The sequence below is a fragment of the Vreelandella sulfidaeris genome, assembly GCF_042429665.1.
GTDB lineage: Bacteria > Pseudomonadota > Gammaproteobacteria > Pseudomonadales > Halomonadaceae > Vreelandella.
Map to the genome: position 1 here is coordinate 82,739 of NZ_JBHMAC010000016.1, position 16,233 is coordinate 98,971.

The window sequence follows — 16,233 nt, forward strand, 5'->3', positions numbered from 1 at the left end:
TCACTGGCCAGGCATGGTGAGCGGCCCCGCCCGCTCTACCACTCGTTGCCACGCGGCATCCTGTTCAATGCGTGAGACAAAAGCGGCAATGGCAGGATAGTCATCAAGCGACTGGACAGCGGCTACCGCCTGCAGCGGAAAACTCATCTGGATATCGGCGCCGCTAGGCCAGGGGCCAGCGAAGTTGCCGTGTGAGGATAGATGCTGGTTAATAAAAGTCAGATGTTGCTTTAACTGCGGCATTAAGAAGCGCTTACTTACTGTGTCGCTAATACCTTTTGCTATTGGCTTTATGATCCAGGGTGACTGCTTAGGAAGCTGCCCAAAGACGAGTTTCATCACTAACAAGGGCATTAACGAGCCCTCGGCATAATGTAACCAATAGCGATAATCTACCCACGAGCGCATTTCATCGGTTGATGGTTGGCAACGCCCCTGACCATAGCGTTGCAACAGGTAGTCAATGATCGCGCCGGATTCAGCGATGGTAATATCGCCATCAACGATCACCGGCGACTTACCCAGCGGATGGATTTTTTTGAGTGAAGAAGGCGCTTGCTGCGTTTTGCTATCGCGCTGATAAACCACTAGCTCATAGTCCAGTTCAAGGACTTCTAAAAGCCATAGAATTCGATGTGAACGAGACTTTTCCAGGTGATGAACGTGAATCATATACACTCCATGGGGCTAAGTTGTCAGCCAACGGCGTACTGGCGCTAGCGTTCCTATCTGTCTTCATTTTCAGGTTAGTACCATAAAGACCATCATCATAGGAGCACTTCACTAAGATTAGCACCAATACAGCCTTAAGCCCCATGTCGTGTTTAACAAAAGAGCCGTTAAGCTTAGCGGGGCGACGGACGCCTGCGCACCAGCAAACTCAACGGCGACCATTTACCTTGCAGCCAGGGCGCTAACAGGCGCATGGAGAGCGGAATAAACACCCCCACCATCACAGGCGTTAACATTAAGGTGCTCAGCATTACTCGCGGCACCAGCGCCCAGTCGGCTAGCGCATCACCAAAGAGCCATTGAAACAATAGTGAGACAGGAAAGAACGCCAACCATACGGCGACGGCCTGTTTCCAGCGTGGCGGCGCACTGCTGCCACTGGAAAACCAGGCATCCAGGCCGGTCGCTCGGTGCTCTTGGGGCGCTTCATAAAGCCCGGTGCCACGCACCAGCCAGGCATGACGAGACGCTGAATGCTCCCAAGCCTCCAAGGTGTCGCTGCTGCTAAAGCGAAATATGATTTGATATTCATCGTCATCTGCGGGGGGCGACAATACCCCTGAGCCGAGATAACCGGCGAAATCGGCCGCCAGCTCGCGTCCTTCGTTAAGCCAACGATTAAAATCGGAATAGCGGCCGGCCTCAACGCGACGAGCCACCATCAATGTGACAGGTGAGGTAGACATGGTATATCTCCAAATGTGACGACAGCGAATGCCGGGTAGGCAAGCTGTTTGCCTTCAAGCGGGTAAGCCTGAAAGCCTCATTGACACATTATACAAGCAATGTTGATGCCATGTTACGAATGTTTACCAGGCATGGTGTACCGGCCAGGCACTGGCCCAGGGTGTTCGCCGCGCTGGAAAGCACATACGTGCAGATAGATCTCTATCGCGCTGCGTATCGCCTCGGCTTCTTGCGGATCCGGCTCGATGACTGGACCTTTATGCTCCCCTTGCGCACGCAGAATAGCATCCACCTCAGGCCGATAACGGTTAAGCAAGCACTCTAGATTGATTCTGATACGATGTATTTCCAGCTCAAACGCCTGTCGCTGGTCCGTGCGCTTAAGGATATCCAGTGGATTGTTGGCCGCGTCGATTAAATCTTCCAACGTGGTAAGCACCAACTTTTCGGCACTGGTTAAATGGGGAATGATGGAATAAATAAGTTCATTTAATGTGATGGATGTTCCATGGTGGTGCATAGGTAACTCAGCGTCTTTTGAGGGGAGCAATACCGATAAATCGGCCCTGCTCGGAAAAACTTAATCGATAGATACCGCGCACGCCATCACGACCCACCACCCGTCGAATGGCCTCGGCGGGAAAGATTACCCAACGTCCATCCACACTACGTGTGCGTACGTTAGCAATCCGCCCTTCGTAATGCGCAAGACACTCGTCATAGTTAAGGTTAATGATTACATCTATAGTTAGCATAGCGACGCGCTGTGGTAATTTAATAAAGTCATGGTGTTAGGGCTGATTAACGATTCCGGATGAGACAAAACGCGCAACGCCGCCTTGCACACTAAGCATTACTCGCTAATACTGAATACTATCTTAACTCCTCCTTTTTCGGTAATGACCTATGACCGTTTCTTCCGTGAGTTCTGTTTCTACTTCTGCATGGGCGCAGCCAGTTTCCAGCATCACCTCGCCACGCGTGGAGCAAGCAAGAAATGATAGCGAGCGTGAAGAACAAACGGCGACGTCCGATAAACTCGACAATACCCCCAATGACGAGAGCAGCAGCGACGCAGCAGGCCCCAAACGGGCCGATGGCACCCCGATGGCGGCCGAAGAAATTCAATATGTAGAACAACTGAAACAGACCGATCGCGAAGTTCGCCAGCACGAAATGGCGCATCAGGTAACGGGGGGCGCCTATACCGGCGGCGCCAGCTATGAGTATGAAGTAGGTCCCGATGGCAAGCGTTATGCCGTAGCAGGCGAGGTGCCTATCGATTACGGTCCGGTGCCCGGTGACCCCCAAGCCACTATCGAGAAGATGCAAACCGTCATCGCGGCGGCAATGGCCCCGGCGGACCCCTCCCCCAAAGATTACCAGGTAGCTGCTCAAGCACGTCAGTATCTACTGGAAGCCAAGTTAGAGGCCGCCATGCTGCGTAGTGAAATGGAACAGGCTCGCAACGCAGGAACTGAAACAACGCCGCCCACGCAAGAGCAGGCAGCTTAACAAGCCGATAGAGCCAGCGAGTTCCACTCTTCACGAGCAGGCCACTTCGCCAACCAGGTCGGCAGCGCGTCAGCGGGCATTGGACGCGCGATACCGTAACCCTGCGCCAACTCACATCCCAACGCCATTAGGGCTTTTGCATGCTCCAAGGTTTCCACGCCTTCGGCCAGCATCGGCCGCTTGAAGCGGTTCGCCATGTAAATAACGCTTTCCACAATCGCCATATCGTCTTGATCAATGAGTATATCGCGGACGAAACTCTGATCGATCTTGATCAGACTGACCGGTAGCTGGCGCAGATGAGTTAATGACGAAAACCCCGTACCAAAATCATCAATGGCGAAGCTCACTCCCAGCGCCTGACAGTGGCACATCGTTTTCAGCGCGGCCTGCACATCATGCATGGCCGCGCTCTCCAGCACTTCGAGCTTTAACATGGCCGGTGGCACCTGCGGATGGCGCGCCAATAGTTCACCTAACCGCTGACTAAAATTACTCATCAGCAAATGCGTGGGACTAATATTGACGTTAACCGGCAGTGTGATGCCTTGGGAGTGCCAGTTAGCCAACTGACGGAGCGCCTGTTCAATCACCCACTCACCAAGATCTACTTCCAGCGTGGTGGTATCGATAATGGGTAAAAACTGACCAGGTGCCAGCAGGCCTTCGTCAGGATGCTGCCAGCGAACCAATGCCTCTAACCCCACCACCTTGCCACTGCGCATATCGACCTGAGGTTGGTAGTGCAAGCACAGCTCGTTGTGATTGATTGCATCCATAAAGCGCTGACGCTGCTCAAGGCGCACCTGCAACAAGCGGTCATGGTGCGGATCAAACAAATGATAGGTATCGCGTCCACGCTGCTTGGCACGATACATTGCCTGATTAGCATGACGCAGCAGCACATCGCCCTGGACAGGATCATTGGGATAATGCGTCACGCCAAGGCTAGCCGTGAGCTGAATACTCTGTCCTTCTACTATCAGTGGCTGACGAATAGAGGCTAACAACTTCTCGTAAAACGCTTCGTCGACCCCATGATGCAGCAAGAGCACAAACTCATCGCCCCCCACCCTCGCCAGCACATCATCACCAAAGAGAAGATGGCTTATGCGCTGCGCAAAGGTGGACAGCAATGCATCGCCGGCCGCCGTGCCCAACCGGTCATTAATCGCTTTGAAGAAATCAATGTCCAGCGAGCATACCGCCAGGGGCAGTTGTTTGGTGTCTGCGTGCTGCATTGATTCTTGAATTAACTGCGTCAGCAGATGCAGGTTCGGCAGCCCGGTCAGCGAATCAAAATAGACTTCTCGATTGAGATGTCGAGCATGCGCAGGAATAACCGATAAGTCAGCAAGCACAATCACATGGTGATTAATATCGCCTTTCTCATTACGAATGCGATTAGTGGACATCATCCCAGGATAAAACTGGCCATCGTGGCTGCGATATGACACCTGACTTTTACTGCGATCACGTAGTTGCAGCTCTTCGCGCATCAATCGCGTCGTACGGCTGTCATCCAACGGTAAAATACTGAACGCTTCCGGCGTTTTGCCCTGCACATCCGCCTGCGACATACCGGTTAATTCACAAAAAGCGGGATTCACCGCCACGACTCGATTTTCATGATCGGTAATAATGATCGCTTCGTTGGCACAGCAAAATACTGAGTTTACGTAAGACCCATTAACGTCTAAAGCTGCCGTTGGCATCGCGCCCGAACGCAGAGTAGCGGCTGCCAGGCTAGCATGAGACAAAGACTGCTCCTTCGCTACATTCAAGGATTCACGCATACGTCTTTGCTCTCCTTATCGTTATTGTGAATCCGACACACTCGTCATTTTCATTAAAGTGCCGGTATCGGTCGGCATGATGCCCACTGCTCGTTTTACTCCTCTGCTCAGCGCGGCAAGTGGGCATTTTAACACCAGCTTACAGAAAAAGTACGTTATGCTTAGGTACGTTACGCTGCATAATAATCTATCGGCCAAAGACACGATTAGTTAAGGGCTATCGTCCTCATCGTGGGCATGCTACGTCAATGAGAGGGCGGCATAATGGTCGCCCGGTGACGTGCTACGCACCTGGTAGCGGCTCATTTTACTCGTCATGTCATCGGCTTGATCATCCAGTGAACGGCTCGCCGAGGCGATTTCCTCTACCAGGGAAGCGTTTTGCTGAGTGACGTCTTCCAACTGGGCCAATGCCTTATTAATTTGTTCGATGCCCGCCGACTGCTCATGCGTGGCGGAGGCCATATTTTCCATCAAACTAGCCACTTGGCCTATACGCTTGACGATCTGCTCCAACGTCTCATTGGTTGAGGTAACCAGCCGTTCTCCTTCGGCAATTTTGGTGGCGTTATCGGTAATCAAATGGCGTATCTGGCTGGCTTCCTGTGCGCTGCGGCTGGCCAGTTTGCGTACCTCATCAGCCACCACCGCAAACCCACGCCCATGCTCTCCTGCCCTGGCCGCCTCTACCGAGGCATTGAGCGCCAGCAGATTGGTTTGAAAGGCGATATTGTCAATCGTCGTGACTATGCTGGTCACTTGCTCATTGGCTTGCAGAATAAGCTGCATAGCTTGTTGGGCTTGAGCACTCACCTCCGTCGCCTCGTTGGCTTGATGGGCCATATCCACCGTCGTTTGCTGGGCAAGCTGCGCATTGTCCGCGTTCTGTCGAACCGTGGCGGTCATTTCCTCCATGCTCGAGGCGGTTTGAACCAACGAGGCAGACTGCTCTTCAGTGCGCTGAGCAAGATCTTGATTGCCCTGAGCCATCTGGTTGCTGGCCACCGCTACCGACTGCGCATTTTGTTGGATATCGGCAACCAGCGTCTCGGTCACTTCCAATGAGTCATTGAATGCCTGGTAAAGCTTTGAGAGCTCATCACTGCCCGGCACAGCCAACCGCTGGGTCAAGTCATTGCCACGCGACGCAATGCGGTTAAGCGCTTGATTAAGCGGTGTCGTAATCGCCCGCACCATCAGCACAGCCGCAATAATGGCCAACACACTAGCCGCTAGGGCTATCGTCACATATTGCCAAAGCGAGCGTTGTGCGGCTTCTTGTAGCGCTATGGTGCTCGCCACCACCGAACCGGCCACGGAATCCTCTAGCGCCTTGAGCCGAGCAATTTTAACCGTTTGCCACTCAAACCACTCTTCTGGATCCACGTTATAGCCGCCTTGGCTGGCTTGGCTGATGACCAGTTCACGCCGGGCCAAAAGTCGCTCGATCTCTGCCCCGCTCATCGCTTGCTCGAGCTGTTGCCGACCTGCATTTTCGGCCAGTACGCGAAATCCATCCAAATAGGCCTGTTCCTCGCCCAAAAGCGATAAGAAACGTCTTAATGTTGCCGGGGTAATACTGTCGGCGGCAAACGTACTGGCCAGCAGCGCACGCTCAATACCCGCTAAATCCTTGGCTTCAAGCAACAGATAATAAGCACTTAACTCGCGGGCAATGTCACCTTCACTGGAAAGGTGCCCCAGGGCACCGACAAATGTCATTAGTTGGCTGTTGATGCCGGTGTAGTGGCTCAGCGCATCGCCCATTGAGATATCAAGATTATCAACGCGCGAACGCACCGTTACCTGGCGCTGCCACTGGGCATCGAGCTCATTAAGCTGCTGCTGTAGCGTGGGGGAAAGTAGCGTTTGATCGAGGGCGTTGCGCTGGGTATTAAACGCCTCGGCGGCGGCATCGGTACTGGGGCGCTGCTGGCGCAGACGATTACCAAACGTTGTCCCTTCGCTTCCCAGGAATCCTGCGGTCATGCCCCGCTCTAGCTGCAATTGGTGGATGGCATCGCCCGCTCGCTGCGCAAGCTTTGTTAATTCGTGGAGGCGGTCATACTCCTTCAGTGCCGCACTTCGCTCAATCATGCCATTAACGGCAAACCAGGATAAGGCAAGCAGTGGCAGCAGCAGTACGCACACAAACTTGAACCGCATCGGCATACGGTTAACTATATTTTTCATTGTTCAACCTTTCAGGGGGAATATTAGAGCGTCAAGCAGCGCATTCACATAGTCGTAGTCATTTACTCTGTGATGCTTAGGCGGCACTAATGCTGCTTTTCATCTAACTTAATTTACGAAGTTTCAAGCAACCCTAAAAGGTCAAACAAGCGCCGTATTGGGTGCTAATAACGGTATTTATTGACCCAGATTAACTAAACAATGGATCAGCAAATGCTCATCTTTTAGCATTAGCCACTAAGGGGCAGGGCTGGCAGCGCCCAAGAAGCGCGTTTGCCAATAAGCGACTTCTAACGGCACGCTCACCACGGCGCGGCCATTGCCGGGCGCATGGATCATTTGGCCATCGCCACGATAGATACCGACATGGGTCGCCTTGCGGCGATCACCAAAAAACAACAGGTCACCGGGGCGCGGAGCATCGACGCGAGGTAAAGCGCGGTACTGATCATCTGCCGTACGTGGAACGCGAATACCCGCTGCACGGTAGGTCATCTCGACTAAGCCGGAGCAATCCAGCCCGTCGGGGGTATTGCCGCCAAAGCGATACGGCGTGCCAATAGCCTGCTGCGCATGAGAGAGTATCAACGCGCGCTGCATAGAGATGCCTGCCCGATCCGGTGGCGCCTCAATGGGAGTAAGGTCACGGCTGGCACAGCCCGCCAGCACCATCATCAACACGCCGGGAAGCCACCACTTACCGGATAAGATATCTCCCCAGGAAAAAGCCAGCCGACGCACTAAAGACATGGGTAGGTCTCCGCTACACTTAGGTGTCTGCATCATGACGTAAAGCGTGCACTACGGCCAATGCTGATGACCGGCCACTCCTGGTTACCGACCAATCCACTCGACGAAACTGGTTTCGCCCAGGGCATGCCGCTCATGCCGAACACGGCTCATTGCTGCATACGGTAAATCCATCACCAGCACGCGTGAAAGCGGCTGCTCCATCACCTGCCGCAGCAAGCCATTACAGACAAACAGATGCGCAACGACCAGTATATGTTGACCGGGTGGGTTACTTAGCAGTTGCCGCCACACCTCGGTAAGCCGTGCATCAAAGGCTTGCATGGTTTCCCCCCCGGGAGGCGACACACTGGCAGGATCGTGCCAAAACGCACTCATCCTTTCAGTGCCCTCTTGAGCAAATACCTGGGCATGGGTTTTGCCCTCCCATTGGCCCAAATGCAGTTCGGCAAGATCGTCCTCTACCTGGACAGGCACATCAAACTCCTCGCCTATCCAGAGCGCAAATTCCCGGCAGCGCATCAACGGTGATGTGACCACAGCATCATAGGGCAGCAGCCCTTCCACCGTATGCTGAAGAACCGCATCGGTCGCCTGCTGCCAACCCTTTTCGCTTAGCGTATGATCGGTGGAGCCGCGCAGCATACGTCCACCTATGGGTTCACCGTGGCGCAGTAAATCGATGGTAGTGGCTTTTGCGTCGGGAAAACGCATAACGATAACCTCGCCAGTTTAGGCTGTATGCCGGGTTAAATGATCGCGTGACGGACGCGCGCTGAAATCCATTCCGACACCAGCACAGTAGCGAAAATCATTAAGAAAATGACGCTGACTTGATTCCAGGCCAGGAGATTGATGGAGGCATTTAACTGCAGCCCAATACCGCCTGCACCCACAAGCCCCAGCACCGTCGATTCGCGAATATTGATGTCCCACCGGTAGACACTAATTCCCGCAAACGCAGGCATTACCTGTGGCAGCACACCATAGCTCATCACCTGCAGTCGGCTTGCCCCGGTCGCGCTAATCGCCTCTACCGGCGTTGGATGGATCTCTTCAATCGCCTCGTAGAGTAGCTTGCCCACAAACCCGATGGAGCGCAGGGCAATAGCGATAATTCCCGCCAGCACCCCAGGGCCGAGAATAGTGACCAGCAGCATCGCCCATATTAACGAGTTAATCGAACGCGAAGAGACGATGACCACCAGTGCGGCACTGCGCACCAAGGGATGCGGCGTGGTATTTCGGGCGGCTAGGAAAGCCACCGGAAACGCCATGATAATGCCTAATGCGGTGCCTAAGGTGGCAATATTCAGGGTGTCCCACATGGGCTTCCACAGCACATTGGCATACTCCCACTTGGGCGGCGTCATGCGACTGATCAGATCCGCCCCCTGGCGCCCGGCATCGTCAACAAACACCCACATGGTGTTATCAGAGATTACCTTCCAGCAGATCAAAAATAGACTGACACCCGCAAGCCAAGCAACGTACTGAAGCCATTGAGCACGCGTGGTGCGCCGTCGCCATGCTGGCTGTCCCTGCGCTGTGAATGAAACAGGCATTAAGTTTCTCCAGAAGAGGCTGGTTCAGGAATTACTGGGTCCAACGACGGACATGACTAGAGCTATATTCACAGAGCAGTACAATCGCGATGATAATCAGCAAAATGGCCGCGGAGGTGTCGTACTCGTAGCGGCTAAGCGAGGTGTTCAGCGTGGCGCCAATACCGCCCGCCCCGACGATCCCAATCACCGATGATTCACGAAAATTGATATCCAGACGGTACATGGATAGCCCGATCAAACGCGGCATAACCTGTGGCTGCACGGCGTGATTCATGGTCTGCCACCAGTTGGCGCCCGTTGCGCGCACCGCTTCCACCTGACGCCAGTCAAGGTCTTCAATATCCTCCGCCAGCAGCTTGGCCATAAAACCGATCGTGGCAAACGCCAGGGTAAGCATGCCCGCGAATGGCCCAAAGCCGAACATCACCACAAACAAGATGGCGATGATGATTTCCTGAAAGGTTCGCGACACCGCAATAATGGCCCGGCAAACGACATAAATGGGCAGGGGGGCAATATTGCGTGCCGCTCCCAAGCCTACCGGTATCGCCAGCAATATCCCCAATACCGTCGAGGTCAGGGTCATGGTCAAACTTTCCAGCAGGCCCGCTACGATGTCGTCGTAGCGGCTCACAAAGTCGGGCTGGGTAAAGGCACTTAAAAAATTAACCGCCCGCCCCGCCCCTTCGGCTACCCGCGTCCAGTTAACCTCTACCGACCCCAGCGCCAGCACTAAATACACCAGCGCACCCACCGCGAGCCCCCAGCGCAAACGAGGATTCTGAATCAACGGCAAACGTCGCCATTGCCCTTGCCGTGCCGCGTGCTGGCGTGCCTGCACGTGAGTTAGCGACGCTTCAGCCTGTTCACTCATGGCGCTCCTCCCGCCGCTAACCCCGGCACAGCACGTTCAAAGCGGGGCTTGGCATCGGCCTCATCAGAAGCCTCCTCATCCACCGGCTCGGGGGTAGTATCCCAATCCTCTTCGCCATAAATAGTGGTGAGAATATCGCTGCTAAGCTCGTCAGGATGGCCGTCAAAGACGATCTCACCCGCTCGCAAGCCGACAATGCGATCAGCAAACTGCTTGGCCAGCGCTACATCGTGAATATTGATAATGGCCGCCAGGTCACGCTCAGCGCACAGCTCTCTTATCAAACGCATGATTTGGCGAGAGGTCTTCGGGTCGAGACTAGCGGTCGGTTCGTCCACCAGCAGTAACTTGGGGCTTTGCAATAGAGCACGTGCAATCCCGACACGCTGACGTTGCCCGCCAGACAACGCATCGGCGCGCTTATCGATAGCATGAGGAAGCCCGACGCGCTCAAGCAACCGAAACGCTTCGATAACCGCCGCCTGCGGATAACGACGTAAAAAGCTTCGCCAAAATCCCACATAGCCCAGCTGGCCGGAGAGAACGTTCTCCATCACGGTCAACCGATCAATCAGCGCGTACTCCTGAAAAATCATGCCCATCGCGCGGCGGGCGTGACGCAGCTTATGTCCCGAGAGCTTAGTCAGCTCTACATCATCCAGCCGAATGCTGCCTTGGGTCGGTTCAACCAGCCGGTTCACACAGCGAATCAGCGTGCTTTTACCGGCACCGGAAGGCCCAATAAGTGCCATGACCTGCCCTTTGGGCAGCATGAGGTCAATATCCGTTAGCGCCCGGTCCCCTGTGGGGTAACGTTTACCGACGCCGGTTAGTGTCAACATGGCAGTGCCTCGTTTACATAGCGGTTCGGCCAGAAGGTTGCCCTCCTGGCCGATGGTAGTCATCACTTGCGGTAGATTAATCGCAGTCGTAGGTCACGCCGTTGGCATCGGCGATAGTGCGGATAACTGCCCAGTTATCCTGATAGGTAATCGGAATAAACTGCGCTTCACCCGAATTGGCGAATTCCGCCTCTAAAGGCGTGCCTTCCCAATCGTAGCTGAAGAAAGCATCCTGAATTTTCTCAGCAAGTTCAGGGTTAAGGTTATGCGCCAAACCATACGCCGTGGTGGGGAAGGTTTCAGAGGTGTAGATAACCTCGTAATCACCTTCGTTAACCACACCCCGCGACAACATCCGCTTGGCCACGGAATTGGCAATGGCCGCTGCGTCGTAATCTTTATTAACCACGCCTAAAATGGAGTTGTCGTGAGAACCGGAAAAAGCGGTTTCAAAATCTTCACCGGCTTCCATTCCGTACTCAGAGCGCAGCAATGCCGAAGGCGCGCGGAAGCCGGAGTTTGACGTCTCGGACGTAAACGCTAGTTGCTTGCCCTGCAGGTCTTCTACCGACTCGATACCACTGTCCGGATAAGTGATGATTTCCATCTCGTAACCAAAGCTGCCATCGTCGGCCGCCATCATGGCAAAAGGACGGAACCCGCCGCAGTTAACCGCGACCGGCACACCACCGGTATTAAAGCCGGCTACATGCAAACGACCGGCGCGCAGCGCTTCTTGCTGGGCGGCATTAGACTGCACGGGGAAGAATTGAACCTTTTTGCCAGTGGCGTCGCTTAAGTGATCCAGAAAGTCAGACCATACCTCAGCGTAAACGGCAGGATCTTCTACCGGCGTGTAGGCAAAGATGAGCGTATCAGGATCGACCCACTGAGACTCGTCACTCGGGGCATCTGCCACCATATCGTCATTGTTATCACTATAGCGCGATGAAAGATCTGCCGAGGCATTCACCGCCACCAAGGCGAAGGCACTGGCAACGGCGGCGCTAATCAACGTGCGAGAAAGAGATAAAGACTGCATGGGACACCCAAGAAGTTATTAAAAGATAACAACAATCCTGACCTTGTCCGATGACAGCTATGAGTCACTAACATGACGGTTTGATGGCAGCTTTAAACTATTCTAATTTAGCGATGACTTTCAGGGCCCACGCAACAACCCCGGCGCTCAACAAATAAGCTATTGCCGGGGATTTTTTTGGCTTGATGTTTTAAATCAGACAGTTGAGAAGAAATATCCAGTGCCCGGCAGTGTTGCGTATCGGTAATCGGTTTTACGGCGATAGAGACGCTCACAAAAGGGAAAAAAGACACATCGCCTTGGCGATTTTCAATGTGGATACCGCTTTGCTGGCGGTCGCGCTCCTCATAAAAACCAGGCGCCATCAGTTCGAAAGAGCGCAAAATTTGCTGGCAAACGCCTTCCCAATGAGCGAGCGGCAACAGCATCATGAAATCATCGCCACCGATATGACCAATAAACCCACCGGCACTTTCAGCTTGTGCCTGCAGCAAGCGTGACAGAGAAATAATCACATGGTCGCCGCGGGCATAGCCGTAAGCATCGTTAAAGGCTTTAAAATTATCCAGGTCAATATAGGCCGCTGCAAACCCCACCTCGGCAGCTAAATAGTCAGTCAAGGTTTCGTTAATCAAGATATTGCCTGGCAGGCCGGTCAGTGGGTTGGCATGGCGCGCTTGACGCACCTGAATCGCGGTAATTTCACGCAGCAGATCAACGATATTCCCCATGCCCAGGTAGTCTCCCTCGGCAGTCACGATGACAAAGTCCTCTTGTTCGATATCCCGGCTGTCGGTCAGCTGCTGGCTCAATGTCTCTAGTGGCGTGTCCGCGTCGGCCATCAACATACGGGTATCGGTCACGTCCAGCACGCAGCGCTTGGCATAAAGTGCATGGCTATAAGGGTTGGCAAACAGGGTCAAAAACGCACTGCGGCGTACCACCCCTAACGGTTTTACATTATCCACCACCGCGACACAGTGCAAATGCGGGTGTTGGCGAAACCGTTCCAAGACAAACGGCACCGAGCAATCGGATGCGACGGCGTCGATGGTGCGTACGATTGAGCGCGCGGTACGTCCGGCAGAACATTTTAATTGGGACGCCGCTGGCAGCACCATATCGAGCTGTAAAGGTGGCTGCTGGCTAGGCCGGGAAAAATAGAAGCCTTGTAGCAGCGCAAGTCCGCGATCAAGCTCCCATAAACAGAGATGTTCAGCGGCCGTTTCAACACCCTCGGCAATCAGCTGGCAGTCCAGGCTGCGTGCCACATCAAGTATCGAGCGCAGGAATTCTCGTTTTGCGGGCTCTTGGTCAATACCGGAGATAAAGTGTCGATCCAGCTTGACGAAATCAGGCCGTAGCTCTGACCAGTGGCGCAGGCTTGAATGCCCCGCCCCCAGGTCGTCAAGGGCAACTTGAAAGCCCATATCGCGATAGTGGGCGACCGCCTGACGCATTAATTCGTAGTCATGGATGGGGACATGCTCAGTAAGCTCAATCACCACCCGTTCTGGAGGCAGCCCACTGTCGCGAATAAAGCCTAGCGTCAAGCCTTCACGAAAATCGCGTTCTACAATGGTTAACGGCATGACATTCAGAAACAGCAGGCCGGGCAATTCAAGCTCAGCAAAGCGTTGAATCGCCATCCGACGACAGAGTATATCGAGTTCTACCAACAAGCCCGCTTGGGTGGCCACATCAAATAGCCGTAGCGGTGAATGCAGTGGCGATGTTTTAGGTCCACGAATAAGCGCCTCGTAGCCATAAATTGCCTTTTGGTTGGCATCCACAATAGGCTGAAACAACACATGCAGGTCTTCTCCCGCAATGATTTGGTTAAGCCACTGCGCTTCTTGTGCAGTCATTTTCCTGCTGCCTTATTTATGCGGACCCACCCTGCAGCCCTAAAAATGGCGATTATCCTGGTGACATACAGCCTTCCTTGGATGCTATTGCTAAGCTGCAAGTCTGCGTCATTTTCGTGACGCTATCATGACATCCTGCACATAAGCAGACGTTAATACTCCGCGTTTCAACAGCAGGAAAGTGATAGACAGCGGCGGCTTACAGCCCAAAAGGGTAGGCATCTGGAACACCGCGAAGCGTTTTGCTGTTCAGCGGCGTCACAGCACGGGTTTGGTCAATCCACACGTATTCATCAAACTGATCCGCCAAGCGCGCATTAAAATAGTGGCTGGCCCGCTCGGTGTCGGGGCGGTAAATCACGCCGATGGCCCGCTCAAGATAGGTCTCATGCATCCGTCGATCCAGCTCCGGCGAGGCCGGATGACGTAACGGCAGCATAGCGGCGGGAATTCCCGCCTCGTGGAAGATCCGCTCCCAGCTATCGCGCAGCGAGGGCCTGACCCGTTTGACCTCCATCGGCTCGTCCCAATTCGTGGCGGCGGCGACCGTGCCACTATGGGTACCAAACCCAATCAAGTAGGCATCATCGCCGTAGGCCTCACGACACAGCTGACCCACATTATGCTGACCACGCGCACTCATATCGGTGGCGCTGGCATCGCCGATATGTGAGTTGTGTTCCCAGATCACTGCCTTGGTGTCATGGCCACCGTGGGAAAGCAGGCTATCAAGGGTGTCGAACATGTGCTGATCACGCAGGTTCCAGGAATCGCTGTATCCGCTATACATACTGCGATAGTAACGCTCGGCATTGGCGATAAGTCTCGCGTTGTGAACGGCGTCCATAAAGCGCTCACCATCCTGCTGGGCATACTCCATCCGCTTATTGATCAATGCCACCAGAGTCGCCACCACCTCATCCTCGCACTCGCGATAGCGCCCGGCAGCCGCCGCACGACCGTAGGTAGCCGGGTCGGATTGCCAGGGAGTCAGACAGCCATAGCGCTCCCGCGCTGTCGCTGCTGCCTGAGGATCTACCTCATCAAGGTAATCAAGCACAGCCGCAATCGACGTAAACAAGCTATAGAGATCCAGCCCATGGAAAGCCACCCGCTTGTCGGGGTCACTGATATTCGCGTTATGCTCACGCAGCCAGTCAACAAAGCTGCGCACTTCTTCATTTCGCCACATCCAGGTGGGGAAACGGGAAAAGGCTGTCCACTCCGCGGGCGGCGTTTGCAAGTGACGCACATAGTGATCGATTCGGCTGGCATCAGGCCAGTCGGCTTCCACCGCGACAAAGTCAAAGCCCTTCTTCTCAATCAGCGCTCGGGTAATACGGGCACGAAACCGGTAGAACTCAGACGTGCCATGGGACGCTTCGCCGATAAGCACCACGCGTGAATCGCCGATACGTTCCAGAAGACGATCAATATTGCCCTCATCAATATCATCGATGGGATCGGCCGCTTCGGCTATCAACTCGCTGGTACTCATTGAACTCGCCGCGCGAGGAGACTGGTTGGCGGTTGCTCTGGGAACCGGGGCACGCGTATTGGCATCATTGCCACGGCGATCTTCCCAGCCAGCATCCCCCACCAGGGGCACAAAGCGCACGTCGGTGAGGTGCTCTTCACGAAACGCGTGCTCCGACACACGGGTGACGCGGATCAACGCTTGCTCGGTTTGGCTAGGCCCAATGGGAATGACCAACCGTCCGCCAACCGCTAACTGCTGCTTGAGCGATGTCGGCACGTCAGGCCCACCGGCGGCCACAACGATAGCATCATAGGGCGCCTGGGCAGACCAGCCCAGCGTACCATCGGTATGCACGACCTCGACATTATCGTAGCCAAGCGAGCCAAGTACTTCATGAGCGCTGTCGACGAGGGTTTCGTAACGCTCAAGGGAGACCACGTGATCGCCGATTTCGCCCAACACCGCGGCGGCGTAGCCTGACCCGGTGCCTACTTCCAGCAGGTTCCCTCCCCCAGTGAGCTGCAGCGCGTCAACCATGTACGCCACGATGTAAGGTTGGGAAATCGTCTGCTGCTCGTTAATCGGCAGGGGTGAATCCTCATAGGCGAATTCACGCAGGGAGGCAGGAAGAAATGCTTCCCGTGGCACCTTGCCCATGGCATCGAGCACTACCGATGAGGTAATGCCGCGCTGGGCGATGTGACGCGTTACCATTGCCTGGCGACGCTGTGCATAGACTTGCTGATCGCGTTCCGTTGCCATCGCGCTGTCCTCTTGTCCGACATTGCTGGAAAACAAGATGCGTTAAACCTTGAGGTACTAAACCTGAATGTGGCAAACCTGAATTAGCGTTAGTCCTATATTAGCCAAGCCCTTGTGTTAGCCA

General features: G+C 54.4%; 15 protein-coding genes. 1 reads left to right on the forward strand and 14 read right to left on the reverse strand.

Going from position 1 to position 16,233, the window contains the following annotated elements; all coding sequences use genetic code 11:
• From ACFFLD_RS18930 to ACFFLD_RS18945, 4 genes are all read right to left on the reverse strand, one after another.
• Nucleotides 1-672 (reverse strand): glutathione S-transferase, encoded by a 672-nt coding sequence (locus tag ACFFLD_RS18930; protein WP_386043068.1) that lies wholly within the window; start codon nt 670-672, stop codon nt 1-3.
• A gap of 173 nt (nt 673-845) precedes the next feature.
• Nucleotides 846-1,418 (reverse strand): antibiotic biosynthesis monooxygenase, encoded by a 573-nt coding sequence (locus ACFFLD_RS18935; RefSeq protein WP_386043069.1) that lies wholly within the window; start codon nt 1,416-1,418, stop codon nt 846-848.
• 113 nt (nt 1,419-1,531) lie between these two features.
• A complete protein-coding gene (locus ACFFLD_RS18940) occupies nt 1,532-1,939 on the reverse strand; it encodes a hypothetical protein (RefSeq protein ID WP_386043070.1) in 408 nt (135 codons plus the stop codon).
• Nucleotides 1,940-1,946: 7 nt separating this feature from the next.
• Complete coding sequence (locus ACFFLD_RS18945) at nt 1,947-2,174, reverse strand: DUF2835 family protein (RefSeq protein ID WP_386043071.1); 228 nt, start codon at nt 2,172-2,174, stop codon at nt 1,947-1,949.
• A 151-nt stretch (nt 2,175-2,325) separates the two neighbouring features.
• Between ACFFLD_RS18945 and ACFFLD_RS18950 the strand changes: the two genes are divergently transcribed.
• A complete protein-coding gene (locus ACFFLD_RS18950; RefSeq protein WP_386043072.1) occupies nt 2,326-2,934 on the forward strand; it encodes a putative metalloprotease CJM1_0395 family protein in 609 nt (202 codons plus the stop codon).
• Here the strand turns inward: ACFFLD_RS18950 and ACFFLD_RS18955 are convergent.
• The 10 genes from ACFFLD_RS18955 to ACFFLD_RS19000 all read right to left on the reverse strand — a co-directional run bounded on the left by ACFFLD_RS18955 (nt 2,931) and on the right by ACFFLD_RS19000 (nt 16,109).
• Complete coding sequence (locus tag ACFFLD_RS18955; RefSeq protein WP_386043073.1) at nt 2,931-4,730, reverse strand: putative bifunctional diguanylate cyclase/phosphodiesterase; 1,800 nt, start codon at nt 4,728-4,730, stop codon at nt 2,931-2,933. The two genes, ACFFLD_RS18950 and ACFFLD_RS18955, sit on opposite strands and share 4 nt — an antisense overlap.
• 240 nt (nt 4,731-4,970) lie before the next feature.
• Nucleotides 4,971-6,923: a methyl-accepting chemotaxis protein gene (locus ACFFLD_RS18960; RefSeq protein WP_386043074.1), complete on the reverse strand. Its 1,953-nt coding sequence runs from the start codon at nt 6,921-6,923 to the stop codon at nt 4,971-4,973.
• Between the two features lie 237 nt (nt 6,924-7,160).
• Entirely contained in the window at nt 7,161-7,673 is a 513-nt protein-coding gene (locus tag ACFFLD_RS18965) for a C40 family peptidase (protein ID WP_386043075.1), read from the reverse strand.
• 84 nt (nt 7,674-7,757) lie between these two features.
• Complete coding sequence (locus ACFFLD_RS18970) at nt 7,758-8,387, reverse strand: histidine phosphatase family protein (protein WP_386043076.1); 630 nt, start codon at nt 8,385-8,387, stop codon at nt 7,758-7,760.
• 35 nt (nt 8,388-8,422) lie between these two features.
• Complete coding sequence (gene phnE / locus ACFFLD_RS18975; protein ID WP_386043077.1) at nt 8,423-9,238, reverse strand: phosphonate ABC transporter, permease protein PhnE; 816 nt, start codon at nt 9,236-9,238, stop codon at nt 8,423-8,425.
• Nucleotides 9,239-9,269: 31 nt separating this feature from the next.
• Nucleotides 9,270-10,115: a phosphonate ABC transporter, permease protein PhnE gene (gene phnE / locus ACFFLD_RS18980; protein ID WP_386043078.1), complete on the reverse strand. Its 846-nt coding sequence runs from the start codon at nt 10,113-10,115 to the stop codon at nt 9,270-9,272.
• Complete coding sequence (gene phnC, locus ACFFLD_RS18985) at nt 10,112-10,957, reverse strand: phosphonate ABC transporter ATP-binding protein (protein WP_386043079.1); 846 nt, start codon at nt 10,955-10,957, stop codon at nt 10,112-10,114. The genes phnE (ACFFLD_RS18980) and phnC overlap by 4 nt, the downstream gene beginning before the upstream one ends.
• 76 nt (nt 10,958-11,033) lie before the next feature.
• A complete protein-coding gene (gene phnD, locus ACFFLD_RS18990) occupies nt 11,034-11,999 on the reverse strand; it encodes a phosphate/phosphite/phosphonate ABC transporter substrate-binding protein (RefSeq protein WP_386043080.1) in 966 nt (321 codons plus the stop codon).
• Between the two features lie 107 nt (nt 12,000-12,106).
• Nucleotides 12,107-13,867 carry a bifunctional diguanylate cyclase/phosphodiesterase gene (locus ACFFLD_RS18995; RefSeq protein ID WP_386043081.1) on the reverse strand — a complete coding sequence of 587 codons (1,761 nt, stop codon included), beginning with the start codon at nt 13,865-13,867 and terminating at the stop codon, nt 12,107-12,109.
• 199 nt (nt 13,868-14,066) lie between these two features.
• Nucleotides 14,067-16,109, reverse strand: coding sequence for a protein-L-isoaspartate(D-aspartate) O-methyltransferase (locus ACFFLD_RS19000; RefSeq protein WP_386043082.1), 2,043 nt, complete (start codon nt 16,107-16,109; stop codon nt 14,067-14,069).
• Between the last annotated feature and the right edge of the window lie 124 nt (nt 16,110-16,233).